Source organism: Pseudarthrobacter sp. NS4 (assembly GCF_024758005.1).
In the GTDB taxonomy this organism is placed as follows: domain Bacteria; phylum Actinomycetota; class Actinomycetes; order Actinomycetales; family Micrococcaceae; genus Arthrobacter.
This window is the reverse complement of record NZ_CP103288.1, coordinates 3,186,684-3,212,926: the sequence shown is the minus strand read 5'-3', so window position 1 is coordinate 3,212,926 and position 26,243 is coordinate 3,186,684. Positions and strand designations below refer to the sequence as shown.

The window sequence follows — 26,243 nt, the reverse complement described above, 5'->3', positions numbered from 1 at the left end:
AGCTAATCGCGGACCCGTGATTCGCCGCCCTCAAGCCCCGCCCGGTGCCAGCCGCGGACGGCCAGCGGAACGTACCAGGAACGGCGCCATGCCACCACCCGGAAGGCAAAAACGACAGCCGCCACCAGGCACGCACTCAGTGCATTGAATGAACCCGACACCCACAGCACAGAGGTCAGAGCCGATCCGCTGAACGCGGGGAGCGCGTAAAGGTCCCTCGCATTGAACAGTTGAGGGATCTCATTGGCAGTGATGTCGCGCAGCAGCCCGCCGCCTACTGCAGTTGCGACGCCCAGAAGGACCGCCGCGAACGGGTTCATCCCCAACGAAAGGGCCTTCAGCGTGCCGGTGATGCAGAACAGCGCCAGCCCGCCGGCGTCGAACAGGACCAGCAGGGAGGTGAAGCGCTGCAGGCTGGAAAACAGGAAGTACACCAGGAACGTCGCCAGCAGCGGCGGCACCAGGTAGGCGGGATTGGTGAAGGCTGCCGGGACGGTATTCAGGATGATGTCGCGGATCACGCCGCCACCGAGCGACACCAGCGAGGCCAAAAGGAGCGAGCCCAGGATGTCGAACCTCTTCCGGGCGGCCAGCAGCGATCCCGAGACGGCAAAGAAGAAGACACCGGCCAGGTCCAGCCAAACCAGGGCGAAGTCAAAAGGGAAGGTCATGGAGCGTCCCGGCAATTCAAAGAGGGCGGTCAGGGCTGGTCCAACGTTACGCTAGCCCCTATGAACAGCCCCGTCATGATCGCCTGCGCCCATGGGACGTCGAACACACAAGGAGCCGCGGAGGTCAACGCCCTGCGCGCTGAAATCGCCGCCCTCCGCCCCGGCCTCGATGTCCGGGAAGCGTACGTGGATGTCCAGCAGCCCGACCTGGTGGACGTGGTGGCGGGCCTGCCGGAGGGGGAGTCCGCCGTCGTGGTGCCGTTGCTGCTGAGCGTGGGATACCACGTGAAGGTGGACATCGCACGGGCAGTGAAGAGCCGGCCGGGCAGCGCTGCGGCCGCACCGCTGGGCCCGGATCCCCGCCTGGCGGCGCTGCTTGACCAGCGGCTCCGCGAAGCCGGCGTGACGGACAACGACGTGATCGTGCTGGCCGCCGCCGGCTCGTCCAACCCCAACGCCGCCATCAGCGTGGAGGAATTGCTGGGCCAGCTCCAGGAGCTGCGGCCCAACCGGATGGTGGCCGCCTATGGTGCCTCCGCCAAGCCTTCCGTGCCCGACGCCGTCGCAATGCTTCGCGAGGAACTGGACGGGGGTGCCGGGGCGGGGGAGTCCGCAGGGGCGGTGTATGTCGGCGGGCGGGTGGTGATTGCCTCGTACCTCCTGGCACCGGGCTTCTTCCACGACCAGCTGGCCAAGGCGGGCGCCGACCTGGTCACCGAGCCGCTGCTGCCGTCCCCCGTGCTCGCAGAGATTGCCCTGGAGCGGTACGACGCCGCCGTCGCAAAGTCCCGGGACGCGGCCACTTCGGCAGCTCCGGAAGAGCCAGCGGAAGAACCCGCCAAAGCGCCCGAAAAAGACCCCGCGCAGGCACCCAGGAAGGAGCCGGCCGATGCACAGCAGGGTGGCTTCTTCAAGGCCGTTCGGCGTTTCGTGACGAAATATTTCCCTAGGTGACTTAGCGTTTCCGGGCCTTTGTGACGCAATTCGGGCGGGACCTACAGTCGATGCATGACTGATACAGCTCTAGCCGGAGCGTCCGCGGACTCCGCTGCCACCAAGCGCCCCGCCCGCCCGTCCCGTCCCGCTGCAAAGCCGCACGGACAGTGGAAAGTGGACGGCAAAACGCCCCTGAACGCCAACGAAACCTGGAAACAGGAAGACGACGGCCTCAACGTGCGCGAGCGTATCGAGACCATCTACGCCAAAGAGGGCTTCGACGCCATCCCCGGCCAGGACCTGCACGGCCGGTTCCGCTGGTGGGGCCTGTACACCCAGCGCAAGCAGGGAATCGACGGCGGCAAGACCGCAACACTCGAGCCGCACGAGCTCGAAGACAAGTACTTCATGCTCCGCGTGAGGATCGACGGCGGTGCGCTCACCACCGAGCAGCTGCGCGTCATCGGCCAGATCTCCGTGGACTTCGCCCGGGATTCCGCTGACCTCACCGACCGCCAGAACATCCAGCTGCACTGGATCCGGGTGGAGGACATCCCCGAGATCTGGAACCGCCTGGAAGGCGTTGGCCTGTCCACCACCGAGGCCTGCGGCGACGTACCCCGCGTCATCCTGGGCTCGCCCGTGGCCGGCATCGCCAAGGACGAGATCATCGACCCCACCCCGCTGATCGAGGAGCTGGGGGAGCGCTTCATCGGCAACCCGCTGCTGTCCAACCTGCCCCGCAAGTACAAGACCGCCATCACCGGGCACCCGAGCCAGGACGTGGTCCACGAGATCAACGACTTCGCCCTGGTGGGTATCCGCCACCCCGAACTCGGCATCGGGTACGACCTCTGGGCCGGCGGGGCGCTCTCCACCAACCCCATGCTCGGCAAGCGCCTCGGCGCCTTCGTGAAGCCCGAGCAGGCAGCGGACGTATGGCTGGGCGTCACCAGCATCTTCCGCGACTACGGTTACCGGCGCATGCGTACCAAGGCCCGCCTGAAGTTCCTGATGGCCGACTGGGGCCCGGAGAAGTTCCGCCAGATCCTCGAGGACGAGTACCTGGGCTACAAGCTGGCCGACGGCCCCGCCGCGCCCAGGCCCACCACTCCGGGCGACCACATCGGCGTGCACGAGCAGAAGGACGGCAAGTTCTTTATCGGCGCCACCCCGCTGGCCGGCCGGCTCTCCGGTTCAACCCTGGTGAAGCTTGCGGACACCCTCGAGGCCCGCAGTTCCTACCGGCTGCGCACCACCCCGCACCAGAAGCTCGTTGTCCTGGACGTCGAGAAGGACCACGTTGAGCCCCTGGTGGCCGAGCTGGACGCCCTGGGCCTGTCCGCCCGTCCGTCCGTATTCCGCCGTGGCACCATCGCCTGCACGGGCATCGAGTACTGCAAGCTGGCCATCGTGGAGACCAAGCACACGGCCGCCACCGCCGTGGCCGAGCTGGAACGCCGGCTGGCGGACCTGGCGGCCTCCGGCGAGCTGCCGCACGCGCTGTCCCTCCACATCAACGGCTGCCCCAACTCCTGCGCCCGCATCCAGACCGCGGACATCGGACTCAAGGGCATGATGCTTCCCACGCCCGACGGCGACCCCTCCCCGGGTTTCCAGGTCCACCTCGGCGGCGGGCTGGCTTCCAGCGACCGCGAGGAAGCAGGCCTGGGACGCACCGTCCGCGGCCTGAAGGTTTACGTTGACGACCTGCCCGACTACGTCGAGCGCGTTGTCCGGACGTTCGTTGCCCAGCGGGCCGAGGGCCAGACCTTCGCCGAGTGGGCCCACGCAGCAGACGAGGAGGCACTCCAGTGAGTCCCCAGCCGCACCCCAACCTCGCAAGCTCGGCCGGGGACCCCGGCGGCCGTGGGCCCAAGCATGCCCTCGGGGTAGACCCGGTAGTTGAGCCGGCGGTCGCCTCAGCCAAGGTGGACGCCACCGTAGCCGGCGCTCCCAAGCACCGCAGCAAGGAAGAGCTCAAGGCCCTCGCCGAGTCCGGCGCCGCCGAGCTCGGCTGGGACGCCCCTGCCCGCGATGTTATTGCCTGGGTGGAGCGCAACTTCGACCTGCCCGCCGTCGCCGTCGCCTGCTCCATGGCCGACGCCGTCCTGCCCGCCCTCGTTGCGGACCAGCTGCCCGGCGTCGACGTCCTGTTCCTGGAGACCGGCTACCACTTCCCGGAGACCTACGCCACGCGCGATGAGGTGGCCGCGAACCTCCGCGTCAACGTGGTGGACGTCCTCCCCGAGAACACGGTGGAGCAGCAGGACCGGCTCCTGGGCAAGGATCTCTTCGCCCGCGACGCTGCCCAGTGCTGCGCCCTCCGCAAGGTGGCCCCGCTGCGCCGTACCCTGTCCGGCTATGAAGTGTGGTTCACCGGTGTCCGCCGCGACGAAGCACCCACCCGCACCAACACGCCGCTCGTGACCTGGGACGAGGCCAACGGCCTGGTCAAGGTCAACCCTGTGGCCGCGTGGACTTTCGACCAGCTTGTCCAGTACTCGGACGACAACCTCCTGCCCGTCAACCCGCTGCTTTCCCAGGGTTACCCCTCCATTGGCTGCCAGCCCTGCACGCGGAAGGTGGCGCCCGGCGCTGACCCCCGCGCCGGCCGCTGGGCAGGCTCCGACAAGACAGAATGCGGACTACACGTATGAGCACTTCCCTAACCGAGGAGACCACCCAGGTGACTGACGCCGCCGTTTCCACGCGCCTCTCCAGCCTGGACACCCTCGAGTCCGAAGCCATCCACATCATCCGCGAGGTTGTTGCCGAGTTCGAGAAGCCTGCCCTGCTGTTCTCCGGCGGCAAGGACTCCGTGGTGATGCTGCACCTGGCCACCAAGGCATTCTGGCCCGGCAAGGTTCCGTTCCCCGTGCTGCACGTGGACACCGGCCACAACTTCCCCGAGGTCATCGACTTCCGTGACCGGACCGTCGAGCGGCTCGGACTGAAGCTCGTGGTCGGCTCCGTCCAGGAGTTCATTGACCGCGGCGAGCTCGCCGAGCGCGCCGACGGCACCCGCAACCCGCTGCAGACCGTCCCGCTGCTGGACGCCATCCAGCAAAACAAGTTCGACGCCGTCTTCGGCGGCGGCCGCCGCGACGAGGACAAGGCCCGCGCCAAGGAGCGCATCCTGAGCCTGCGCGACGAGTTCGGCCAGTGGGATCCGCGCAACCAGCGCCCGGAGCTGTGGAACCTGTACAACGGCCGCCATACCGTTGGCCAGCACGTCCGCGCGTTCCCCATCAGCAACTGGACTGAGCTGGACATCTGGCGCTACATCGAGCGCGAGAACATCGAACTGCCCGGCCTGTACTACGCCCACGAGCGCGAGGTTTTCGCCCGCGACGGGATGTGGCGCGCAGTGGGCGAGGTGTCCCAGCCGCTGCCGCACGAGGACGTCATCACCAAGACCGTCCGCTACCGCACAGTGGGGGACATGTCCTGCACCGGTGCCGTCGAGTCCGACGCGTACACGGTGGCCGACGTTGTGGTTGAAGTCGCTGCCTCCACCCTGACCGAACGTGGCGCCACCCGCGCAGATGACCGCATCTCCGAGGCAGCCATGGAAGACCGCAAGAAGGACGGGTATTTCTAATGAGCACCGACACACTGGCCGCCAAGCTCGAGACATCACTGCCCACGACGCTCTTCCGGTTCGCCACCGCGGGATCGGTCGACGACGGCAAGTCCACACTGGTGGGCCGCCTCCTGCACGATTCCAAGGCCATCCTGGCTGACACGCTCGACGCCGTTGCCCGCACCTCCGCGGACCGGGGCTTCGGCGGGGAGAAGGGCGGCATCGACCTGGCCCTGCTGACCGACGGACTGCGTGCCGAGCGCGAACAGGGCATCACCATCGACGTCGCCTACCGCTACTTCGCCACCGACCGCCGCAGCTTCATCCTGGCCGACTGCCCCGGGCACGTTCAGTACACCAAGAACACGGTGACCGGCGCTTCCACTGCGGATGCCGTCGTCGTACTCATTGACGCCCGCAAGGGTGTCCTGGAGCAGACCCGCAGGCACCTGTCCGTGCTGCAGCTGCTGCGCGTGGCGCACGTGATCGTGGCCGTCAACAAGATCGACCTGGTGGACTTCAGCGAATCCGTGTTCCGCGAGATCGAAGCCGACGTGCAGCAGGTAGGCCGCGAACTGGGCCTCGGTTCCGACGGCATCACCGACCTGCTGGTGGTTCCGGTGTCCGCCCTCGACGGTGACAACGTGGTGGAGCGCTCCGGGCGCACTCCCTGGTACACCGGACCGGCGCTGCTCGAGGTCCTCGAAACCCTGCCCGCAGCCGACGAACTGGAAAGCCACCTGGAAAGCTTCCGCTTCCCGGTCCAGCTGGTCATCCGGCCGCAGGGCGCCCTGGCTCCCGACGCCGTCGCAGCCGGACTGGACGTGGAGGCCTACCGCGACTACCGTGCGTACGCCGGCCAGATCACAGAAGGCTCAGTCAAGGTGGGGGACAAGGTGTCCGTCCTGACCCCCGGCCAGGGCCCCCGCACCACCACCGTGGTGGGCATCGACTTCGCCGGGGCCTCCCTGGAGGAAGCCGCTGCCCCGCAGTCCGTGGCGATCCGGCTGGCCGAGGAGTTCGACGTGGCACGCGGTGACACCATTGCCGCTGCAGGCACCGTCCGTGAAGCTTCGGCGGACCTGTACGCCTCGCTGTGCTGGCTGTCCCCGAAGCCCCTTCGCGAGGGCGCCAAGGTACTGGTCAAGCATGGTACGCGAACGGTCCAGGCGCTGGTGCGCAATGTTGGCGGCAAGCTGGACCTGGCGTCCTTCAAGCTGGAACCGGCGTCCACGCTGGAACTGAACGACATCGGCCACGCGCAGCTCCGGCTCGCCGCGCCGCTGCCGCTGGAGAACTACCTGCACCACCGCCGCACGGGAGCGTTCCTGGTGATCGACCCCCTGGACGGCAACACGCTGGCCGCCGGCCTGGTCAAAGACCACCCGGGCGACCACGAGGACGAGCGCTACAGCATCTAGGTTCTGCCCGCGAAACCGCGGCTTGTACGCAGATCCGGACCATCACGGCCCGGCTTCGCAAACAAGCCGCGGTTTTGTCGTCTCCAAGTGCCGTTCCCGTCAAAATCCAAGTACTCGCTACTCGTGCGGCCTGCTGCAGCACCGGAGGTTAATGGTCAGCAGGGGCACCAGCTTCCTTGGGGACCTGGACACGACAGCGTTGAGGCGGACCGGTCGAGGAGTACCGTGAAGGGATCAAAAGAACATCGGTGGTACACGCGCGCGGCTGAGCATTTCAGAAGTGATTCCCAGGCTTGGAGAATTCCCCTGTGCCAAGCCACGGTATTGGCCCTGATCCCCTTTGTGCTCACCGTCGTCGTTGCGGCCACTGTTCCCTTCAGGGACTTCTATCTCTGGCTCGTCAGCGAGGACTCCCTGGTTGAATGGCTCCAGTTCCTCTGCCTGCTGGGCGCAAGCATTTTCCTGCCCCTCATTACGATCCGCCTGCTGAGTATGGGACTCAAGGGCATGGCACTGCTTTACGGCCTGGTCACGCTCGGCGTCTGGTTTCTTACGGGCGAGGAGATCTCCTGGGGCCAGCGCATCTTCGGCTGGGACACACCCGAAGACATGGCAGCGGTCAACCGCCAGGGGGAGACCACTGTGCACAACATCCGGGGCGTGATGGAGCTGATCCCCCCTGCCATGCTCGTTGCCAGCCTGTACGGCGTCTGTGCACCACTGGTGTGGGCGGCGGTGGGCAAACGGTGGCGGCATCTTGCGTCCATGCGACTGCTGGTCCCTCCGCTGTGTCTGGTGCCTGCCTTCCTGCTGGCCGCCGGTTATCGCCTCTTCCGCCTGCTGGTGTGGCCGACGCCTAATTATGTGATCTCGGAATATGCCGAAGCGATGGAGCTGTCCCTGTACATGGGGCTGGCCCTGTTCTGTTGGTTCAACCTGCGCCTCCTGCGGCAGCCGCAGCTGGAGCCAGGAGCCCGGGATGCACGTCGCCGGGTGCACCGGAGGACGTAAGTTCCACCCGGTCCGTATTCGAAACCGTTGCTTGTTCACAGCTCCGTAAGCGGGGCCGGGGTTAGCCTTGGAACCACGTTAATCCTCATCACGTGGCGGAAGGCGGACCGTGGAGACCATCAACGGCAAGCTGCTGAACTGGGCCTCGATCCTTGACGCCCAGACCCGGGAGCAGGCGGTGAAGACTTCAAAGCTGCCGTTCATCTATCCGCACCTGGCCCTAATGCCCGACGCGCACCTGGGAAGAGGCGCCACCGTGGGCTCGGTGATTCCCACCCTGCACGCGATCATGCCGGCTGCCGTGGGGGTGGATATTGGCTGCGGCATGATCTCCGTCCGGACCCAGTACCCGCTGAAGGAACTGCCCAAAGACCGGAAGAAGCTGCGGGAGGGCATCGAGCGGGCCATTCCACTGTCCGCCGGGCACAACAACAGGAAAGTGCTTGCCACTGCAGAGCCGAGAATTGCGGAGCTGAGGAGACTGGCAGCGAAAGCGGGGTTCAACCCCGGCCAGTACGTGGAAAAGTGGGACCTCCAGCTGGGCTCCCTGGGTTCGGGCAACCATTTCATCGAGGTCTGCGCGGACGAGACCGACGCTGTGTGGCTGTTCCTCCACTCCGGTTCCCGTGGCATCGGGAACAAGATCGCCCAGCACCACATCGGCGTCGCGCAGCACGTGGTGACCAAAAACAAGGTCTACCTGCCCGACCCGGACCTCGCCTACCTGGAGGAGGGCACGCCCCAGTTCGACCGGTACATCGCGGAGCTGCGGTGGGCCCAGCACTTTGCCCTCCTGAACCGCGAAGAAATGATGGACCGCGTGAGCACTCAGTTCGGCAACTGGGTGGGCGGCCCGGTGCAGGAACTCGAACGGATCAACTGCCACCACAACTTCACCCAGCAGGAGACGCACTACGGCAAATCCGTCTGGGTATCCCGCAAGGGCGCCATCAAAGCCGAGCACGGCGACCCCGGACTCATCCCCGGATCCATGGGGACGGCGTCGTACGTGGTGGAGGGCCTGGGCAACCCGGCGTCGCTGAATTCCTCTCCGCACGGCGCCGGCCGGGAGTATTCGCGCAACGCAGCCCGTAAAGCGTTCTCCCTGGAGGAGCTGAAGAAGGCCATGCGCGGGATAGAGTTCCGGGCCTCGGAGGCTTTTATTGACGAGATTCCCGCGGCCTACAAACCCATCGACCAGGTCATGGCCGACGCCCGGGACCTGGTGGCCATCAGGCACAAACTGCGGCAGCTGGTTAATGTCAAAGGAAACTGAGCGCGTCAAGGGCAGCCGGGCGAAGCAGCCCCACTTGCGGGTCCGCGGGTCCAAATGTGACGCTGGATGAACCTGCGTGACCCCCCGTTTCCGCTTCGTTGAATGGGTTTGGGCCACTCCCTATGGTGAAACAATGACTAGTTCCAAGCCCGGGATGACCCGCATCGTGGCAGGCGAAAGCGCGGTTCCCAAGCGCAAGCGTGCCATCGAGGCCGCCCTGGCCATCGGGCTGGTCCTCCTGATCGTGGTGGGCGCCGTGGTGGCCTCCACTGTTTCCCGTAACACTGAGGCGCAGGCCGTCGAACCCACCCCCGCAGCTGAGCTGAAGCTGGGCTACTTCGGCAACGTCACGCACGCGGCGGCGCTGGTGGGTATCAAGCAGGGCTTCTTCGCCGAAAGCCTGGGAAGCACCGCGCTCAGCACTGAGACTTTCAACGCCGGGCCCGCCGCCATTGAGGCGCTGAACGCGGGCGCGATAGACGCCGCATACATCGGACCCAACCCCGCAATCAACTCCTTCGTCAAGAGCCAGGGCCAGTCCGTGAAGATCATCGCCGGGGCCGCCGCGGGTGGTGCGCAGCTGGTGGTGAAGCCGGATATCAGCTCGGCCGCCGACCTCAACGGCAAGACCCTCGCGTCCCCGCAACTCGGCGGCACCCAGGACGTGGCCCTCCGCGCCTGGCTCGCGGACCAGGGCTACAAGACCAACGTGGACGGCAGCGGCGACGTGGCCATCAACCCCACCGAGAACGCGCAGTCCCTGAAGCTGTTCCAGGACGGAAAGCTCGACGGCGCGTGGCTGCCCGAGCCCTGGGCCTCCCGGCTGGTGCTCCAGGCCGGAGCGAAAGTACTGGTCGATGAAAAAGACCTGTGGGATGGAAGCGGCACCGGCAAGCCCGGCGAATTCCCCACCACCGTCCTGATCGTGAACCGGAAGTTTGCCGCCGCCCACCCGGAGACGGTTAAGGCGCTCCTGGCCGGCCACGCCAAGTCCGTGGCCTGGCTGAACCAGGCGCCTGCCGCGGAAAAGGCTGCCCTTATCAACGCATCCCTGCAGGAATCCGCCGGTGCTGCCCTTGCCGACGACGTCCTGGCCCGCTCCCTTTCCAACATCACCTTCACCCTGGATCCGCTGGCCGGAAGCTACCCCCGGCTGCTGCAGGACGGCGTCGAGGCCGGCACCACCAAGCAGGCCGATATCAACGGACTGTTCGACCTCCGCATGCTCAACGGGGTCGCCGCCGGCGAAAACCCTGCCGGCCAGGGCGCCAGCACCAAGCTTTCAGCAGCCGGCCTCGGCCAGGACTGATCCCACCCATCACAACTTAAGGACGGCACCATGCCAGTCGTACTGGAACACCTGGGCAAGCGCTTCGGCGACGGCGCCCCGGTACTGGACGACGTCAACGCCACCATCGGGAAGGGCGAGTTCGTCGCCCTCCTCGGTGCCTCCGGCTGCGGCAAATCCACCCTGCTGAACATCATCGCGGGACTGGAGCCGCCGTCGTCGGGCGCTTTGGAAGTGCCCAGCGACGGTGCCGCGTTCATGTTCCAGGACGCCGCGTTGTTCCCCTGGCTGACAGCCCGCGAGAACATTGAACTTGCCCTGAAACTCCGCGGCGTGGGCAAGGCCGAGCGCAAGGCCAAGGCGCAGGAGCTCCTGGAACTGGTGCACCTGGGTGTGGCGGGGGACAAGCGCCCGCACGAGCTGTCCGGCGGCATGCGGCAGCGCGTGTCCCTGGCCAGATCCCTGGCGCAGGACCGGCAGCTGCTGCTCATGGACGAGCCCTTCGCCGCCCTTGATGCCATCACCCGCGACCTCCTGCACGACGAACTGGAGCGCATCTGGAAGGAAACAGGGCGCACCATTGTCTTCGTGACCCACAACGTCCGTGAGGCCGTGCGGCTGGGCCAGCGCGTGCTGCTGTTGTCCTCCCGCCCCGGGCGCGTCGTCCAGGAATGGGACGTCACCGAGGAACACCGTACCGACGCCGGGCTCGCCGGCCAGCTGACCGGGGTCATCACCGCCCGGCTCCGGGAGGAGATCCGCCGCCATGCCAAGTAACCAGACACCGCTCGCCGAAGCCCCTTCCGAACCCACCGAACCCCGGCACATCCATGCCGCGCTCACCCGGACTTCCACCGGGAACGAGGACCTGCGGGAGCTGGAATCCGGGCTCGACTCCCTGCAGTCCGACGCCGCCCGCAAGAACCGGATCGACTGGAGCCGCATTCTGCTGCCCATCGCCGCCCTGGCAGTACTGGTGCTGGCCTGGCAGTTCTACGTCTCGCTCGGCCTGAAAAGGCGCGACCTGGTTCCCGGCCCGCTGGACGTCGCAACACAGATGGGCGTCCTGTGGAACGAGGGCAAGCTCCAGGAAGCCGTCTGGACTTCGCTGCAGCGCGGCCTGGTGGGCTTCCTGATCAGCGTGGCCATCGCCACCCCCGTAGGCCTCCTGCTTGCACAGGTGGCTCCACTGCGCCGCGCGTTCGGCCCGCTGATCTCCGGCCTCCAGGTCCTGCCCTCGGTCGCGTGGGTCCCGGCCGCCATCATCTGGTTCGGCCTCACCGACGCCACCGTGTACTTCGTGGTGTTCATGGGCGCCATCCCGTCCATCATCAACGGGCTGATCTCCGGCGTCGACCAAATCCCGCCGCAGTACCGGCGCGTGGGAACCGTCCTGGGCGCCTCCCGGCTGGAGATGGCGCTGCAGATCATCCTTCCCGCAGCCCTGCCCGGATACCTGGGCGGGCTGAAGCAGGGCTGGGCTTTCTCCTGGCGCTCACTCATGGCCGCGGAAATCATCGCCGTGGGCGGCACCATAGGCTTCGGCCTGGGCTCCTTGCTGGACCAGGGCCGCATCCTGTCCGACATGACCGTGGTGATGTCGGCAATCCTGCTGATCCTCGCCGTCGGCATCCTGATCGAACTGCTGGTGTTCGGCCCCATCGAGAAGCGACTGCTCCGCAGCCGCGGCCTCCTCGCCGGCAGCACCCGCTAAAGCACCTGCAGCCGAAGCATCCCCAAAGCCCGACGGCGACACCCGCCGTCGGGCTTTGCTGGCTTGAAGCCGGCCACTGGCGCCCCTGTCCAGCGAGGTATACCTTGAATCGTGTCCGGCAACCTCCCGGGACCGGGCTGGCGCTGAGCGTGAGGCGGACCCATGGGACGTGCGGTGGAGTCAGGCGAAGGCATACTGGCGGGGATTGGTTCCACGCCATTGATTGAGCTGCGGAAAGTGGTGCCGCCGGGGTCAGCGCGAGTGTTCGCGAAACTGGAGTTTGCGAACCCCACGGGGAGCATGAAGGACAGGATGGCCGTGGCTGCGATCAAAGCCGCAGAAGCCCGCGGTGACATCAGCCCGGGGGACACTGTCGTCGAGTACACCGCAGGGACAACGGGCATCTCGCTCGCCTTGGTCTGCGCAGCCAAGGGCTACCGGCTGCATGTCGTTTTCTCGGACGCCTTCAGCAATGAAAAACGCCGCACCATGGAGGCCTTGGGGGCAACGGTCGAGGATGTGCCAAGCGACCATGGGCGAATCACTGAACAGCTGATCAAGGCCATGATCGCCCGGGCCGGGGAACTGAGCGGGCGGCCGGGCCATTGGGCCTGCGACCAGCTCAACAACCGCGACGCCATCAACGGGTACTTGGCCCTGGGCGAGGAGATCTGGCAGCAGTCCTATGGGCGGGTGAACGCCTTTGTCCAGTTTGTCGGGACCGCCCACTCGATCCACGGCACGGCGCGGGGCCTGCGCGGGCATCTTCCCGGCCTCCGTGTTGTCGCCGTTGAGCCCGCCGAATCCGCTGTGCTCTCAGGAGACCCGACCGGGTCGCACCGGATTGAAGGGACCGGTATCGGCTTCGTGCCCCCGCTATGGGAGCCCGCTGAGGTTGACGTAATTGAACGGGTCTCCTCCGATGAAGCGATGGCGATGAGCCGGCGCCTTGCCCGTGAAGAAGGAATCTTTGCGGGGACTTCCTCAGGCGGGAACGTTGTTGCGGCGCTGCGGACGGCTGAACAGCTCGGCCCTGACGCGACTGTCGTCACCGTGGTGGTCGACTCCGGTTTCCGCTATCTGAGCACAGGCCTCTACGGATAGGCCGCAGGCCTGGCCGCCAGGCGATCTGAAAGACTGACGCGATGACCGCCAGCTTTGTGTGCCGAACCGAAAGCCCCCTTCCGCAGGAACGGCTCTTTGACCTGGCCCGCAGCGTCGACGTCCACGTGGAGTCCCAGGAAGGCTCCGGCGAGCGGGCTGTAGCCGGCGTAATGAGCGGACTGATCGGTGAGGGCCAGGAGGTCACGTGGCGGGCCCGGCATTTCGGGCTTCCACTCACCATGACCAGCCGCATCACAGCCTTCGACTACCCCAGGAGTTTTGTGGACGAGCAGGTCCGGGGCCCGTTCAGGTCCTTCCGCCACGTCCATGAATTCGAGGCCACGCCCGGCGGCAGCGTCATGACGGACCGGGTGGAGTTCACCGCGCCGTTCGGGTTCCTGGGGCGCGTAGCTGGGAAACTGGTCCTGGGCCCCTACTTGCACCGCCTTATCGCTGCCCGCGGCAGGTTCCTCGCGGGCCAGCCGGCTATGTGACGCAGCGTTACCTTACGTGAACTGGTGTTGCTCGGCCTTTGTTGGCGATTGTGACGCGGCCCTACCGTTGATTCATGGCAATTCAGGATATCTACCCCACAGCGCTGCGGCTGCTCGGCCGCCCTGTGCTGGTGGTGGGCGGCGGCCCCGTTGCCGCACGCCGCGCCAAGGGTCTGCTCGACGCCGGTGCACGGGTCACCGTCGTGGCTCCCGTTGCCTCTCCCGCGCTCCGGGAACTGGCCGACGCCGGCCTCCTCACCTGGCAGGCGCGGCCCTACCTTCCGTCCGACGTTGACGGCGCCTGGTTCGTCCAGACCGCCACCGGCGATTCCGCCGTGGACGCCCAGGTTTCGGCCGACGCCGAGGCGCAGCGCATCTGGTGCGTCAACGCCTCCGACCATGAAGCCTCCGCCGCCTGGACCCCCGCCGTCGCCGAGGTGGACGACGTCAAGATCGCTGTCAATGCCGGGGGAGACCCGCGCCGTGCCATGGCAGTGCGCGACGCCGTTGCTACCGCACTGGAAACAGGAGATCTTCCGCTGCGCCGCCGCCGCGCCCACCGCGGGTCCGTTGCGCTGGTTGGCGGCGGCCCCGGCGATACCGGCCTCATCACCGTCCGCGGCCGCCGTCTCCTGGGCCAGGCCGACGTCGTGGTCGCCGACAGGCTCGGCCCCCGCGAACTCCTGAATGAACTCGCTCCCGACGTCCGGATCATCGAGGTCGGCAAGACCCCGGGCCACCACCCCGTGCCGCAGGCTGAGATCAACCGCATCCTCGTCGAAGAAGCACTGAACGGCCATCGCGTGGTCCGGCTCAAGGGCGGCGACCCGTACGTCCTGGGCCGCGGCGGCGAGGAAGCTGAATACTGCCGCCGGCACGGCGTGGAGGTCGAAGTTGTTTCCGGCGTCACCTCGGCGATTTCTGTACCGGCCGCCGCGGGCATTCCCGTGACCCACCGGGGCCTGGCCAAGGGCTTCAGCGTGGTCACCGGTCATGAGGAACTGTCCGAGGTTCCGGCCCGCGCCGACCACACGATCGTCCTGCTGATGGGCGTCGGCCAGCTCCGCGAATCGACGTCCGCTCTCGGCAAAGCCGGCCTGCCCAGTGGCACTCCGGTTGGTATTGTGGAAAACGGCTATTTGCCGGACCAGCGCGTCACCATCGGCACGCTCGGTTCCATTGCGGACCAGGCGGAGGCCGCCGGCGTCGCAAGCCCCGCAGTGATTGTCATCGGTGACGTTGTGCGCGTGAGCCCGTTCGCGCCGTCGCACTTCAAGACCGCTGACTACAGCACCACCACCCCGAACAAGCCCCGAGTCCTCACCACCTAGCCCCCACGGACCGAAGAAAAAGGAACACAGCCGTGTCATCAAGCACCCCCGTAGGTTCTGCCGAACGTCCGCTGCGCGTCGCCGTCGTGGGCTCCGGCCCGGCCGGCGTCTACGCCGCGGACATCCTCACCAAGAGCGAAGCCGTCAAGAGCGGCGAGCTGACCGTGAGCATCGACCTTTTTGACCGCTACCCGGCACCCTACGGCCTGATCCGTTACGGCGTTGCCCCGGACCACCCCCGCATCAAGGGCATCGTCAACGCCCTGCACAAAGTCCTTGACCGCGGCGACATCCGGTTCTTCGGAAACGTGGACTACGGTACCGACGTCACCATCGAGGACCTCCGCACCCACTACGACGCCGTGATCTTCGCAACCGGTGCCATCAAGGATGCGGACCTCAACATCCCCGGCATCGAGCTCGAGGGCTCCTACGGCGGCGCCGACTTCGTCTCCTGGTACGACGGCCACCCCGACGTGCCCCGCGAATGGCCCCTCGACGCCAAGGAAATCGCCGTCATCGGCAACGGCAACGTGGCGCTGGACGTTGCCCGGGTCCTGTCCAAGCACGCCGACGACCTGCTCGTTTCCGAGATTCCGGACAACGTTTACGCCGGCCTGAAGGCCTCGCCCGTCACCGACGTGCACGTCTTCGGCCGCCGGGGCCCCGCCCAGGTCAAGTTCACCCCGCTGGAGCTGCGCGAGCTGTCCCACTCCAAGGACGTGGACATCATCCTGTACCCGGAGGACTTCGAGTTCGACGAGGAATCCGACCGCCAGATCCAGACGAACAACCAGACCAAGACCATGGTCGGAACGCTCACCAACTGGATCGCCGAGCAGCCCGAGGACCTCTCCGAACTCAAGGCTTCCCGCCGCCTGCACCTGCACTTCCTGCACAGCCCGGTGGAGATCTATGACGACCCCGAGACGCCGGGCAAGGTTGCCGGCATCAAGTTTGAGCGCACCGAACTGGACGGCACGGGCAACGCCCGCGGCACCGGCGAGCTCGTGGACTACCCGGTCCAGGCTGTGTACCGCGCCATCGGCTACTTCGGCTCCGCCCTGCCGGAGATCGAGTTCGACCACAAGAAGGGCGTCATCCCGAACGACGGCGGCCGCGTCCTGGACGCCTCCGGCGCCCACGTGCCCGGTATCTACGCCACGGGCTGGATCAAGCGCGGACCCGTCGGCCTGATCGGCCACACGAAGGGCGACGCCCTGGAAACCGTGACGTACCTGCTCGAAGACCGCGAAAACCTTCCGGTGGCCAGCGTTCCCGACGCTGACGCCGTCGTCGAACTCCTGGACGCCCGCGGCGTGAAGTTCACCAGTTGGGAAGGCTGGCTGTCCCTGGACGCGCACGAGCTCGCCCTGGGCGCCGCTGCCACGGAGGCCGGCGGATCGCACGGTGTAGAGGTCAAGCGCGAGCGCATCAAGGTGGTGCCGCGCGAGGACATGGTTGCCATTTCCCGCGACGGCGTAGCCGCGCAGGTCTAACCCAATGCAACAGCGCGAGGTTACCTTCCGCCCAGTACGTTGAGCGGAAAGTGACCTCGCGCTGCGTTTAACTATCGGCCCGCGCCGCCGGCCGCCATCAGTTCCAGCCGCCGGAGCGTCTCACGGTTCCGCATCGAAATCATCGGGTCCCGCAGGAGTTTGGGCATCATGGTGCCGGGGCCGCGGATGGCGTCCTCGGCGATCGTCACCAGGCACTGGCTGCCCCGGTCCTCGAGGGTGATCACCACCCTGGCTTCGCCCATTGGCCAGCCGCGCGCGATCACTTCCAGTCGGCGGCCGTGGTCAGCGGCAACCACCTTTGTGCTGTCGTTAATCACCAGGGGCCAGGCGCCTACGGAGTGGTGAAGCCGGGCCCCGGCCTGTGGCCAGGAGTCGTCCACCGCCCGGATCCTGGACGTGCCCACCACCCAGCCGGAGTACAGCCAGCCGTCGGCCAGCACCCGCCACACATCGGCTGCGGGGGAGTTGAACAGCTGGGACACGGTAGCCATGGAGTTCCTTCCTGTTGCGGTGGTGCGCGCCCGGTTCCGGGCGGCACGCTTTCCTGCTGGTTTCTTTGCCGGGCGGGCGCGTTCCGCGGAACGTCCGACGGCGGCAGGGGCCGGCCGCTGTGCCGCCCGGTAGGAGCGCTCCCGCAGGCGGCGGGTCCAGGCATACGCCTGTGCCCCGGGCGGCTGGTTCTCGAGGGCGTTAAAGCGAAGGGGAGTGTCGGCAGGTTCGGAACCGGCGTGCAGCCGCAGCTCACCGCACTGCCGCCACGGTCCCGCCGGCCTGGCCCAGTACAGTCCGAGCACCCATTCCCCTGAGGACAGCGACCCTGGCGGCAGGCTGACTGTCCGCAGCCCCAGCAGTACGGGCCCTCTTCTGCCACGGTACGGCATGAGGGTGGTCATGGTGGCGCCGTCGACGTCGAGCCGCGGCTGCAGCAGGAACCGTCCCGGAAGCCGCCACCCGGTGGAGGCGAAAAGGACATCGGCCGGACCGCCGTCGCCCGGGCTGCCGGTTGCGTCCAGTGTCGGCGTGACGCGCAGGGCGAGCCCCAGGATGTCCGGCAGTGCCTGCGGCAGTCCCACGGAGCGCGAGAACCTGGCCTCCACCGGATCCACCCCGGTGGCGTCGAGCCAGTCCAGGCCGCTCGGTTCGAAGGGGTTGCCGGTCCTGGCCAGTTCTCCGGCGAGCCGCAGCCCCTTTGGGTGGATGGGACGGTCAGGCCTCGCGAGTTTGAGTATCCGGAACATCCCGGCGAAAGCATTGCCCGCTGTTTTGGTGCCGGCGGCTCCCATACGGCTGCCGCCGTCGTCGGCTGTCTGGTCCCTTGTCTGGTGCTGGGTCATGTTTCCTTCCTACCCGTAAACCGGTGGAGCTACATGCGTCCGAACCGCGAGCGGATCAAGGCAAAAATTCCATAGGCGATGAAGCCGGCCCCGATGGCCACCAGCAGGTAGGGGCCGAAGGGGTGGTCGCGAAGGGCTTTGAGGCTGCCGTCGAGGCCCGTGGACTCCTCGGGGCTGTGTTTCGCGGCGGCAATCACGAACAGGAGTCCGGTGAGGTTCAGGGCGATGCCCTTGGCGACGTGGCCCGTCACTCCCAGGGTGTCGATGATCCTGCCGCGCCGCGTCCCGTCGAAGTGGAAGAGCTCTTCCTTGAAATTCCGCCGGACACCCTTCACCACAAAGTAGATGCCGATGCCCACAATGGTCAGCCCCAGCGCCACCAGTAACCACAACCCCAGCGGATTGGCCATCAGGGACGCGCTGAAGTCCCGGGTGCTGTCTCCGGAATCACCCCGGAGCCCTACGGCGAAACCGGCGAAGCTGAGCCCGACGCTGCCGTAGGCGATGGCCAGGAAGCCTGAGGAAATCAGCTTGGCAACGCGCTCCTTGCGGGGGCGGCCCCGCATGCGGAGCGTGGCTTCACTGGCCTGCCATAGCGACAGTCCGCCGCACGCGGCCACGCACGTCCACATGACGAATGGGCCCCACGGGTTGGCGGCCAGCTGCTCGATGGCTCCCGTGGGTTCCGCCTCGCCCGGCTGGCCGAACGCAACGGCCACGGCAATGAACCCCACGATGACGTGAAGAAGGGCCATGACGGCAAATCCGGCGCGTGCCAGGACGTCCAGGACCTTGTGGTTGGAAGCCTCCTCGATGGCGTCCGCGGCCTGGCTGAGGGTGAAGTCGCCGTTTGACATCGGTCAGCCGTTCATGGGCCCTTCGGCACGCAGCTTCTCCGCACCGGGTCCCTCGACGTGTACGGTGCAGCGGACCACCAGCTGGCCGGGGGCGTTGTCCAGCTCCACGAGGGACTCGTTTGCACTCAGCACCGTGAAGACCTCCGAGCCCGCGACGACGGTTACGCCTTTGGCTTCCGCAGTCTCGCGGGCATTACGCAGCGCCTCGCGCTGAAGCCCGTCGACATACGTACCCTCACCTTCACGGGCGGGATCCCCGAAGGCCCAGCCGAACAATGTGCCTGTATTTCCCATGGCGACGATATTACGCGGTCCGTCCCCCGAAAGACGGGCTTTCGTAACATTAGTAAGTGTGCTTACCATAGGCGGACCATGACCTTGATGGGACACGGAAAGCGAAGTCCGCAGCAGCGGCATCTCGGAACCAGTTCAACGTTAGGAATGCACATCATGGCAGGAAATCTCATTGCCCGGTCAGTTCACGATCTGACGGCAGCGGCGTGGTTCGGTGGATCCTTGATGGGTGCCATCGGATTGAACGGCGCAGCGGCGCAAGCCAAGGACCCCTCTGAGCGGACCCGGCTCTCCAGCGCCGGATGGATGAAGTGGGCGCCTATCCAGACGGCCGCGTTCGCCTCGCACCTGGTGGCGGACCTGGCCATCGCCCTCGAGAACAAGGAACGCATCGCCAAACAGGACGGCGTGGCCCGGGATACGGTCATCAAGACGTTGGTGACGGTGGCCGGTGCCGGGGTGACACTGTACTCCGGCATGCTGGGCAAGAAGGTGGAGAAGCTCGCTGAGGAAGGCTCCGAAGGTGCAACGGAGCCCCGGCCGGGCGCTTCCGAGGAACTGCAGGCCGCCCAGCAGCAGCTCCGGATGCTCCAGTGGACGATCCCGGCGTTCGCCGGACTGGTGGTCATCCTTGGTGCCAAGCACGGCGAGATGCAGCGGCCCAAGAACGTCTTCGCAGGCCTTCGCTCTTAGGCGGTTCAGCAGGCGGTAACGCCAGGCGTACGACGGCGGTCCGGCACCCAGGTGCCGGGCCGCCGCCGTGCGTGGGGCATGCGGTTTGACGGGCACGCTACCGGCGACGCGCAAAATACCCGGCGCACCTGAAATATCAGGTGCGCCGGGTATTTTGCGTGTCGAATCGTGAAAGTGGGTTGAAGGTAGAGCCCTAGGTGGGTTTGGTGCCGGCGGGCGGCAGGTCCGGGTTCATGTCCTCCATGTTGGGATCCTCGGCTGTCCACACCTGGATGATGGCCCATGCCACGGCGGCCAGGGGGACGGACAGCACCGCCCCAACGATGCCTGCCAGGATGGTGCCGGCGGTCAGTGCCATCAGGATCACCAGCGCGTGGAGCTGCAGGGACTTGCCCATGACGATGGGCTGCAGGAGATCGCCCTCGAGCTGGTTGACCGCGATGACCACCGCCACCACGATCAGGGCAACCACCGGCCCGTTTGCCACGAGTGCCACCAGCGCGGCGAGGATGCCTGCCACGGTGGCGCCGACCAGGGGGATGAAGGCGCCGATGAACACAATGATGGCCAAAGGAATGGCGAGCGGAACCTGCAGGATCAGCAGCGCGGTGCCGATGGCTACGGTGTCCACCAGCGCCACGATGGCGGTGCCGCGGACGTAGCCGCCCAGGACCTCAAGGGTCCGGCTGCCGACCCGGCGCAGTTTTGCCTCGCGCTCCCCCTTGAAGGGGCGCAGGAAGAAGTTCCAGATCTTGGCGCCGTCCTTCAGGAAGAAGAACAGGATGATCACCACGAGGCTTGCCCCTGCAAGAAACTCGGTGACCACGGACAGTCCGGTGATGGCACCGGAGCGGACCTGGCTGCTGGTGGCGAATTCAATGATTCCCTGCCGTGCCTGGTTCAACTGCTCCTGCTCGAGGGGGATGGGGCCGGTGAGCAGGAACCGCTCAAACTCATCCAGCCCGGAGGATGCCTGGGCTGCCAGCTCGCCCCACTGGTTCCGCACGGAGTAGTAGATCACGGTTGAAACCCCGCCCAGCACCAGCAGCAGTCCGATGAACGCGATCCCGGTGGCCAGCCCGCCGCGCAGCCCGCGGCGCCGGAGCATGTTCACGAACGGGCCGATGGCGGCGGCCAGGATCAGCGCAATCAGGATGGGGATGACCAGGAGCTTGATCTGCATCAGCGCATAGACGGACACCACGGCCACAGTCAGGATCAGCAGGATCTGGGCCGCGCGGATGCCAACCCGGCCCAGCCCGTCGCCCCAGAGGGCACTGGGCGGCTTGGGTTCCCGCGTCTTCCTGGCAGGAACCTGGGCCTGTCCGGGCTGAACCTCGGCAGTCTGCGGCTGTGGGCGCCCGTTGCCCAGGTCGTGTTCGGTCAGGCGTGTGGATCGCGCCATGGGAACTCCTCATCATCGGCTGCACCGCCTGCGGGTGCAGGCAGGCATAACTACCTACGTCAGATAGTAAGCCTACTGATTGATTAGGCGCCGAGCCACTCCGCGCAGGAGTTTAGGTTCCGGTTGACAGTGGCCACGGCAGCATCTTCATCGTGGCGTTCGATGGCTGCCAGCAGATTTTCGTGGCCTTCACGCGGGAGCCCCTCGAAGCCCGGACGGCGCTGCTGGGTGAGGAGGTCCTGGTGGAGGGCTGGTCCGAAGCTGACGTACAGCTCGTGCAGCAGGGGATTGCCGGAGGCCTGGGCCACCCGCTCGTGGAAGCCCCAGTCGGCCCGTGCCCAGCCCTCGTAATCCGCGCCCTTCCATGCCTGGTCCCGCTCGGCCAGGAGTGCATGCAGGGTCTCGACGTCGTCGGCGGTGGCATTCCTGGCAGCAAGCCGCGCCGCCTGGGTGTCCAGCCCCAGCCGGACCTCCAGGATGTGTTTTTCCGTATGGTCCTGGTACATCCGCCGGGCGGCCCCGGAAATTTCGCTGGTGGCACGGACATAGGTCCCGTCACCGCGGCGGACCTCCAGCATGCCGCTGTGCGCGAGGGCCTTGATGGCTTCACGAAGGGTGCCGCGGGAAACGCCGAGGCCCGCGATCAGTTCAGTCTCGGAGGGGATGCGCTGGTTCAGCGGCCACTCGCCGGAGTGCACCATGGCGCGCAGTTTGGCGGTGACCTCGTCGGCCAGCGGCGGGCGGGTGGAGGGGATCAGTGCCATGGTGTCCTACTTCGTTCCACTGGTGTTGGCTTTGCCCGTCATTGGGGAGCCTGTGATCAGGTGCGCCACCACAATCTGGACCAACGCCAGGACCAGGAGCAGCGCAAGGGGCAGGGTCCAGCCGCCGGTGGCGCCGTGCAGCAGTCCCATCCCGAAAGGTCCGGCAGTCGCCAGCAGGTAGCCGGAGGACTGCGCCAGGGTGGACAGTGCGGTGGTTTCAGCCGTGCTCGCCCCGCTGCGGCTGATCATGACCATCACCAGCGGGAAGATTCCCAGGCCGAAACCCAGCAGGACGGCCGAAATGGAGGCAAGCTGCACGGGCAGCGCCAGCAGTGCCACCAGCCCCAGGACCATAACGATGCTGACCAGGTAGAACGCCGGGCGCAGCATCCGGGGGCGGGACCCGATGGCGATCAGGATCATGCCGGCCGGGACGGAGACAAGCTGCATCAGCCCGAACATCAGGCCACTGTCCGAGGCGCTGAGCCCCATGGTGGTGAGCATGTACGGGAACCAGCTCAGCAGGGCGTAGGCGAGCAGCGCCTGCAGAGTGAAGATCGCAGTAAGAAGCAGCCCTTTGCGGGTCCGCAGCAGCGGCCACGGCGAGACCCTGCCCGACGTGCCGTGCGTGCTGTTCCGGTGCGCGTGCAGCACCACCGGGAGGAATCCCAGGAATGCCGCGACGGCCGTAATCCCGATCGCCCCAACCGCGGCGGACGGCGATCCCAGCGCCTGCGCCAGGGGGACCACGGCGACGGCGGTCACGGTTGCTCCGGTGGTCATCGTTACCGTGTAGAGGGCGGTCATCAGCGAGGTCCGCGATGCGAAATGCTCACGGATAAAGGACGGCATGGCCACATTGCAGACGGCCAGCCCGGACATCCCGATAACGCTGCCCGCAACCAGCATCCCGGTGGCGGGAATGCCGCGCAGCAGGAGGCCGCCCGCCAGCATTGCCAGGGACAGCAGGATGGCCTTCTCCACGCCCAGCCGCCCGGTGAGCCAGGACGTGCCTGCGCCGGCGACGGCGAAGCAGAGGGTGGGGATGGACGGGATAACGGCCGCGACAAGCGGTCCGTAGTCAAGCACGGCCTGCAGGTCATGCAGCAGTGCGGACGCCCCGGTAATTCCTGCGCGCAGGTTCAGCCCGATCAGCACCAGTGCAACAACACCAAAGACGACGGCGGACCTGGGCTTTGCCTTCATTGCCGCGACTGCCGCAGGCTGCTGCGCCGGCACGCGTGCGGCGGGTACGGCGGAAGCGGGGTTTGCGATTGCAGGCGGTGGAGTGGCGGGCATAACTCAAGCGTAAAGGTTAGACGTTTGATGTCTAGGGTTTTGTGGGCAAGCTCTCCCGGCTCCGGGCCTGGAGCAATAGACTGCGCAATAGACTGCCAGCGAAGGTCCGGGCAGCAAGGCGCCCGGCCCGGTACCGCACTGATGTGGAAGGACGGCTGTGAAGGCATCCCAAGGGCTCGAAGTGGAGAAGAAGTACGACGTCGACGATGACGCCGCAGTACCCCCGCTGGATGTGCTGCCAGGGGTGGGCCGCGTGGGGGAGCCGCAGGCCGCGGAGCTTACAGCGGTCTATTTCGACACTGACCGGCACGCGCTCGCCTCCCGCCGCATCACGCTCCGCCGCCGCACCGGAGGATCAGACGCGGGCTGGCACCTGAAGCTGCCGCCGCAAGCTTCTTCTTCCGGTGGGCCGGAACCCCAGCAACGGCGTGAGCTGCACGCCCCGCTGGGCCAGGCCGACGTCGTGCCGGACAGCCTGCTCGCCTACGTGCAGGCCTTTCTCCGGGGCGCGGACGTGGCTCCGGTGGTCCGGCTCAAGACGCAGCGCACAACCCATGCCCTGTACGGCGGGGACGGCACGCACCTGGCCGACCTGGCTGACGACCGTGTTACTGCTGAGCGCCTGCGGCCTGACGCCAAGGGAAAGAAGCGGAAGCGCAAGTGGCGCGAATGGGAGCTCGAGCTCGTCCACGGGGACACCGGACTTTTCTACCCGGCGGAGATGCTCCTGATCGAGGCGGGAGCACGCCACGCCGGCCATGCCTCCAAGCTGGCCAAGGCCCTGGGCCTATCAACGCAAGAGAAGGCGGAGACCACTTCACAAGGCGGCGACGCGGAGGAAAACGCGCCAGTCCTGCTGGCCGGGAAGAAAGCCCCGGCCGCCGCCGTCGTCACTGTCTACGTTGGCGCGCAGGTCGATCTGCTCCTTGCCCGGGACGCGGCCGTCCGGTTGGAGGAACCGGAGGCCGTCCATGACATGCGCTCCGCAACGCGCAGGATCCGCTCCGCCCTGGCTGCATACCGCAAGCTCTACCGGCAGGTGCCGGTCCGCCGGCTGCGGGACGAGCTCAAGTGGCTGGGCCGGCTGCTGGGAGAACCCCGGGACGCCGAAGTTCTGCAGGGCCACCTCCGCGGACACCTGGACGAGCTCCCCCCGGGTGAGGGTACCGATGCCGCCCGCAGCCGGGTGGAACAGCAGTCCGGGGCCACGTTCGACGCCGGGTACCGCCGCCTCCAGGAGGCGCTGCAGTCGGATCGCTACTTCCGGCTCCTGGACAGCCTCGAGGACTTCCGGAACAACCCGCCGGTGCATACACGCGCGGTGGCGCCGGGGCGGAAGGCAGCTGCGAAAGCCGTAGACAAGGCTGCGAAACGGCTGCGGCGCTCACATAAAGCCGCCGCCCGCGCCCGGACCGGAAGGGATCACGAAGATGCGCTCCACCAGGTGCGCAAAGACGCCAAACGGCTCCGGCACGTGGCGGAATCCGCAGCCATGGTGACAGGCAAGCGCGCCGGCAAAGTTGCCAAGGCGGCGCACAGGCAGCAGAAAATCCTGGGTGACCACCATGACGCCGTGATTGCCCGGAACCTGCTGGCAGGCCTGCATTCGGACCCGGACGGCCCACCGGCTGCTGAGGCCTATGATGCACTGCTGAGCCGACAGGATGAACTGATGGCTGCCGCCGAAGCAAAGTACCGGAAGGCCCGCAAAAAGTCCCGCAGCCTCCTGCGGCGCGGGGTCAGCTAGACGCGCCTGCGCTACTTGCCCTGCCGCGCGGCCAGCCGGGCCACGGCCAGCGCCAGCCACAGCTGGACGCGGTCCGACGTGAGGGCGGGGTCGTACCCGGTCAGCTCGGTGATCTGGGCCAGCCGGTACCGGACCGTGTTGCGGTGCAGGGTGAGCTCCTCCGCAACGGCCGCCACGGAGCCGTTGTTGTTGAGGTAGCTTTCCAGCGTGGTCATCAGCTCGGCGCCGTGGGCGGCATCGAAGGAGCGGAGCGGGTTGAGCGACTCGTGCGCCATGTCCGCGAGCGGCACATCCTCACTGGCCAGCAGCAGCGACGTCAGGCTCAGGCGCTCCGGCTCGTTGACGGGCAGCCCATGGCTTGCCGCCTCCCGGGCTTCGAAGTAGCTCCACCGCAGGCCGTTGGGCTTGGTGTACGCACCGCCGATGCCGATGGTGGCGTGGAGGCCGGCCTCGGCCAGGTGGTCGCTGAGCTTCCGGGCCAGGGCAGGAACCGCGCTGCCGTCATCATTGATGACCAGCACCAGGTCCTTGCCCACGACGGCGGCAACAGCCTTTTCCAGTTCCCGCGGCACGGAGGTGCTCACCAGGGCCTTGCTGTGGGCGGCCGAAACGGCGAGCAGCACCACGTTCTTCCGCGTACTGTTCACGCCCACCCCGGCCAGGCGGCGTTGCGCCTCGCTGGTCTCGAGTGCGCCGTGGATGACGTCCTCGAGCACCTGCCCGCACAGGGCACGCTGGGCCTGGCGCTGCTTGACCATGTTGTTCAGCTCCACGCTGATCAGGTTCTGCGCGTATCCGATGATGCCGGAGTCCTCGAAGGGCTGGCGGACCCAGAGTGTGCAGGCGTCCCGGCGGCCGGTGGGGATGGGGTAGGAGGACCACGTATCCGCGGACGGGGATTCGCTGCTGCTGTTGTAGAGCTGCGCGGTGAACTGGGTGAGGGCAATATCGGTGCGGAGCATGCTGCCCAGGTGCTTCAGGAGTTCGGCCAGCCCGCCCCCGGTCAGCAGCGCGCGGGCCAGTACCTGGTGCCCGGCGATCAGCCGTTCGAGCTTGGAATAGTGGTCCGCGGACTGGGCGTCGGCCACCAGCTTGCCGATGGCAATAAACGGGGTTTCGTAGGGGACCTCCACCACGGGCAGGCCCCACCTGTTGGCCTCGGCCAGGAGGGCCGGCGGCACCGTTTCATGCGAGAGTCCGACGCCGAAGCCGATACCCACGGCACCGGCACGCTGCACCTGGCGGACGAAGCGCCGCTGTTCCGGGGCGGACCGCAGGCGCAGCCCGGTGGTGAGGATCAGTTCACCGCCGTTGATGAACCGCTGTGGGTCTTCAAGTTCGGTGACGGCCACCCAGTTGATGTCCTGGTGCCAGGTGGTCTCGGCGACCCCTGCCTTGGACAGCTTCAGGGAGTTCACGCCCAGCAGGGCAGCGAGGGAGATGGCCATGGATCAAGGATAAGCGGTGGCTGGACGACCGCACTAAACAGTTCCGCAAA

General features: G+C 66.9%; 24 protein-coding genes. 16 read left to right on the top strand and 8 right to left on the bottom strand.

Annotation, left to right across the window (positions count from 1 at the left end; genetic code table 11):
* Positions 1–2: 2 nt before the first annotated feature.
* Complete coding sequence (locus NXY83_RS15190; RefSeq protein ID WP_258803022.1) at positions 3–671, bottom strand: trimeric intracellular cation channel family protein; 669 nt, start codon at positions 669–671, stop codon at positions 3–5.
* 60 nt (positions 672–731) lie between these two features.
* Here NXY83_RS15190 and NXY83_RS15185 point away from each other — a divergent pair, with 60 nt between their 5' ends.
* The 14 genes from NXY83_RS15185 (at position 732) to NXY83_RS15120 (ending at position 16,331) form a co-directional block, all read left to right on the top strand.
* Entirely contained in the window at positions 732–1,625 is an 894-nt protein-coding gene (locus tag NXY83_RS15185; protein ID WP_258803021.1) for a sirohydrochlorin chelatase, read from the top strand.
* A 54-nt stretch (positions 1,626–1,679) separates the two neighbouring features.
* Positions 1,680–3,425, top strand: coding sequence for a nitrite/sulfite reductase (locus tag NXY83_RS15180; protein WP_258803020.1), 1,746 nt, complete (start codon positions 1,680–1,682; stop codon positions 3,423–3,425).
* Positions 3,426–3,538: 113 nt separating this feature from the next.
* Positions 3,539–4,267, top strand: a complete 729-nt coding sequence (locus NXY83_RS15175) for a phosphoadenylyl-sulfate reductase (protein WP_258806262.1) — start codon at positions 3,539–3,541, stop codon at positions 4,265–4,267.
* Positions 4,264–5,211, top strand: coding sequence for a sulfate adenylyltransferase subunit CysD (cysD, locus tag NXY83_RS15170; protein WP_258803018.1), 948 nt, complete (start codon positions 4,264–4,266; stop codon positions 5,209–5,211). The genes NXY83_RS15175 and cysD overlap by 4 nt, the downstream gene beginning before the upstream one ends.
* Complete coding sequence (locus NXY83_RS15165) at positions 5,211–6,614, top strand: sulfate adenylyltransferase subunit 1 (RefSeq protein ID WP_258803016.1); 1,404 nt, start codon at positions 5,211–5,213, stop codon at positions 6,612–6,614. The genes cysD and NXY83_RS15165 overlap by 1 nt, the downstream gene beginning before the upstream one ends.
* A gap of 324 nt (positions 6,615–6,938) precedes the next feature.
* Positions 6,939–7,625 carry a hypothetical protein gene (locus NXY83_RS15160; protein ID WP_258803014.1) on the top strand — a complete coding sequence of 229 codons (687 nt, stop codon included), beginning with the start codon at positions 6,939–6,941 and terminating at the stop codon, positions 7,623–7,625.
* Between the two features lie 109 nt (positions 7,626–7,734).
* Entirely contained in the window at positions 7,735–8,901 is a 1,167-nt protein-coding gene (locus NXY83_RS15155) for an RtcB family protein (protein ID WP_258803012.1), read from the top strand.
* Positions 8,902–9,055: 154 nt separating this feature from the next.
* Complete coding sequence (locus tag NXY83_RS15150; protein ID WP_258806261.1) at positions 9,056–10,210, top strand: ABC transporter substrate-binding protein; 1,155 nt, start codon at positions 9,056–9,058, stop codon at positions 10,208–10,210.
* Between the two features lie 30 nt (positions 10,211–10,240).
* Positions 10,241–10,966: an ABC transporter ATP-binding protein gene (locus tag NXY83_RS15145; RefSeq protein ID WP_258803010.1), complete on the top strand. Its 726-nt coding sequence runs from the start codon at positions 10,241–10,243 to the stop codon at positions 10,964–10,966.
* The gene (locus NXY83_RS15140; protein ID WP_258803009.1) at positions 10,956–11,903 is read left to right on the top strand and encodes an ABC transporter permease; all 948 of its coding nucleotides are present in this window, start codon (positions 10,956–10,958) and stop codon (positions 11,901–11,903) included. The genes NXY83_RS15145 and NXY83_RS15140 overlap by 11 nt, the downstream gene beginning before the upstream one ends.
* A gap of 162 nt (positions 11,904–12,065) precedes the next feature.
* Positions 12,066–13,007: a PLP-dependent cysteine synthase family protein gene (locus NXY83_RS15135; protein ID WP_258803008.1), complete on the top strand. Its 942-nt coding sequence runs from the start codon at positions 12,066–12,068 to the stop codon at positions 13,005–13,007.
* A 41-nt stretch (positions 13,008–13,048) separates the two neighbouring features.
* Entirely contained in the window at positions 13,049–13,501 is a 453-nt protein-coding gene (locus NXY83_RS15130) for an SRPBCC family protein (RefSeq protein ID WP_258803007.1), read from the top strand.
* 74 nt (positions 13,502–13,575) lie between these two features.
* Positions 13,576–14,832 carry a uroporphyrinogen-III C-methyltransferase gene (gene cobA, locus NXY83_RS15125; protein ID WP_258803006.1) on the top strand — a complete coding sequence of 419 codons (1,257 nt, stop codon included), beginning with the start codon at positions 13,576–13,578 and terminating at the stop codon, positions 14,830–14,832.
* A 32-nt stretch (positions 14,833–14,864) separates the two neighbouring features.
* Positions 14,865–16,331 carry an FAD-dependent oxidoreductase gene (locus NXY83_RS15120; RefSeq protein WP_258803005.1) on the top strand — a complete coding sequence of 489 codons (1,467 nt, stop codon included), beginning with the start codon at positions 14,865–14,867 and terminating at the stop codon, positions 16,329–16,331.
* A gap of 71 nt (positions 16,332–16,402) precedes the next feature.
* Here the strand turns inward: NXY83_RS15120 and NXY83_RS15115 are convergent, their stop codons facing one another.
* From NXY83_RS15115 to NXY83_RS15105, 3 genes are read right to left on the bottom strand one after another with little or no spacing between them, the layout of a single operon-like run.
* The gene (locus tag NXY83_RS15115; protein ID WP_258803004.1) at positions 16,403–17,686 is read right to left on the bottom strand and encodes an SRPBCC family protein; all 1,284 of its coding nucleotides are present in this window, start codon (positions 17,684–17,686) and stop codon (positions 16,403–16,405) included.
* Between the two features lie 29 nt (positions 17,687–17,715).
* Complete coding sequence (locus NXY83_RS15110) at positions 17,716–18,543, bottom strand: DUF1206 domain-containing protein (protein WP_258803003.1); 828 nt, start codon at positions 18,541–18,543, stop codon at positions 17,716–17,718.
* Positions 18,544–18,546: 3 nt separating this feature from the next.
* The gene (locus tag NXY83_RS15105; protein WP_258803002.1) at positions 18,547–18,837 is read right to left on the bottom strand and encodes a hypothetical protein; all 291 of its coding nucleotides are present in this window, start codon (positions 18,835–18,837) and stop codon (positions 18,547–18,549) included.
* A gap of 156 nt (positions 18,838–18,993) precedes the next feature.
* Between NXY83_RS15105 and NXY83_RS15100 the strand changes: the two genes are divergently transcribed.
* Complete coding sequence (locus NXY83_RS15100) at positions 18,994–19,530, top strand: hypothetical protein (protein ID WP_258803001.1); 537 nt, start codon at positions 18,994–18,996, stop codon at positions 19,528–19,530.
* Positions 19,531–19,723: 193 nt separating this feature from the next.
* On the opposite strand, the gene NXY83_RS15095 is transcribed toward NXY83_RS15100, so the two are convergent.
* The 3 genes from NXY83_RS15095 to NXY83_RS15085 form a co-directional block, all read right to left on the bottom strand.
* Entirely contained in the window at positions 19,724–20,935 is a 1,212-nt protein-coding gene (locus tag NXY83_RS15095; RefSeq protein ID WP_258803000.1) for an AI-2E family transporter, read from the bottom strand.
* An 83-nt stretch (positions 20,936–21,018) separates the two neighbouring features.
* Positions 21,019–21,699 carry a FadR/GntR family transcriptional regulator gene (locus NXY83_RS15090; protein WP_258802999.1) on the bottom strand — a complete coding sequence of 227 codons (681 nt, stop codon included), beginning with the start codon at positions 21,697–21,699 and terminating at the stop codon, positions 21,019–21,021.
* Between the two features lie 6 nt (positions 21,700–21,705).
* Positions 21,706–22,998 carry a CynX/NimT family MFS transporter gene (locus NXY83_RS15085; RefSeq protein WP_397427345.1) on the bottom strand — a complete coding sequence of 431 codons (1,293 nt, stop codon included), beginning with the start codon at positions 22,996–22,998 and terminating at the stop codon, positions 21,706–21,708.
* Between the two features lie 157 nt (positions 22,999–23,155).
* Here NXY83_RS15085 and NXY83_RS15080 point away from each other — a divergent pair, with 157 nt between their 5' ends.
* Positions 23,156–24,745 carry a CYTH and CHAD domain-containing protein gene (locus NXY83_RS15080; RefSeq protein ID WP_258802998.1) on the top strand — a complete coding sequence of 530 codons (1,590 nt, stop codon included), beginning with the start codon at positions 23,156–23,158 and terminating at the stop codon, positions 24,743–24,745.
* An 11-nt stretch (positions 24,746–24,756) separates the two neighbouring features.
* Here NXY83_RS15080 and NXY83_RS15075 read toward each other — a convergent pair whose 3' ends face one another.
* Entirely contained in the window at positions 24,757–26,193 is a 1,437-nt protein-coding gene (locus NXY83_RS15075) for a PucR family transcriptional regulator (RefSeq protein WP_258802997.1), read from the bottom strand.
* Positions 26,194–26,243: the final 50 nt, after the last annotated feature.

Bases quoted from the DNA above. Each gene is read 5' to 3' on its own strand.
- NXY83_RS15095 (WP_258803000.1), bottom strand. From the start codon at position 20,935: ATGGCGCGATCCACACGCCTGACCGAACACGACCTGGGCAACGGGCGC.
- cysD (WP_258803018.1), top strand. From the start codon at position 4,264: ATGAGCACTTCCCTAACCGAGGAGACCACCCAGGTGACTGACGCCGCC.
- NXY83_RS15145 (WP_258803010.1), top strand. From the start codon at position 10,241: ATGCCAGTCGTACTGGAACACCTGGGCAAGCGCTTCGGCGACGGCGCC.
- NXY83_RS15185 (WP_258803021.1), top strand. From the start codon at position 732: ATGAACAGCCCCGTCATGATCGCCTGCGCCCATGGGACGTCGAACACA.
- NXY83_RS15110 (WP_258803003.1), bottom strand. From the start codon at position 18,543: ATGTCAAACGGCGACTTCACCCTCAGCCAGGCCGCGGACGCCATCGAG.
- cobA (WP_258803006.1), top strand. From the start codon at position 13,576: ATGGCAATTCAGGATATCTACCCCACAGCGCTGCGGCTGCTCGGCCGC.
- NXY83_RS15105 (WP_258803002.1), bottom strand. From the start codon at position 18,837: ATGGGAAATACAGGCACATTGTTCGGCTGGGCCTTCGGGGATCCCGCC.
- NXY83_RS15165 (WP_258803016.1), top strand. From the start codon at position 5,211: ATGAGCACCGACACACTGGCCGCCAAGCTCGAGACATCACTGCCCACG.
- NXY83_RS15090 (WP_258802999.1), bottom strand. From the start codon at position 21,699: ATGGCACTGATCCCCTCCACCCGCCCGCCGCTGGCCGACGAGGTCACC.
- NXY83_RS15135 (WP_258803008.1), top strand. From the start codon at position 12,066: ATGGGACGTGCGGTGGAGTCAGGCGAAGGCATACTGGCGGGGATTGGT.
- NXY83_RS15130 (WP_258803007.1), top strand. From the start codon at position 13,049: ATGACCGCCAGCTTTGTGTGCCGAACCGAAAGCCCCCTTCCGCAGGAA.
- NXY83_RS15085 (WP_397427345.1), bottom strand. From the start codon at position 22,998: ATGCCCGCCACTCCACCGCCTGCAATCGCAAACCCCGCTTCCGCCGTA.
- NXY83_RS15180 (WP_258803020.1), top strand. From the start codon at position 1,680: ATGACTGATACAGCTCTAGCCGGAGCGTCCGCGGACTCCGCTGCCACC.
- NXY83_RS15190 (WP_258803022.1), bottom strand. From the start codon at position 671: ATGACCTTCCCTTTTGACTTCGCCCTGGTTTGGCTGGACCTGGCCGGT.
- NXY83_RS15075 (WP_258802997.1), bottom strand. From the start codon at position 26,193: ATGGCCATCTCCCTCGCTGCCCTGCTGGGCGTGAACTCCCTGAAGCTG.
- NXY83_RS15100 (WP_258803001.1), top strand. From the start codon at position 18,994: ATGGCAGGAAATCTCATTGCCCGGTCAGTTCACGATCTGACGGCAGCG.
- NXY83_RS15115 (WP_258803004.1), bottom strand. From the start codon at position 17,686: ATGACCCAGCACCAGACAAGGGACCAGACAGCCGACGACGGCGGCAGC.
- NXY83_RS15140 (WP_258803009.1), top strand. From the start codon at position 10,956: ATGCCAAGTAACCAGACACCGCTCGCCGAAGCCCCTTCCGAACCCACC.
- NXY83_RS15150 (WP_258806261.1), top strand. From the start codon at position 9,056: ATGACCCGCATCGTGGCAGGCGAAAGCGCGGTTCCCAAGCGCAAGCGT.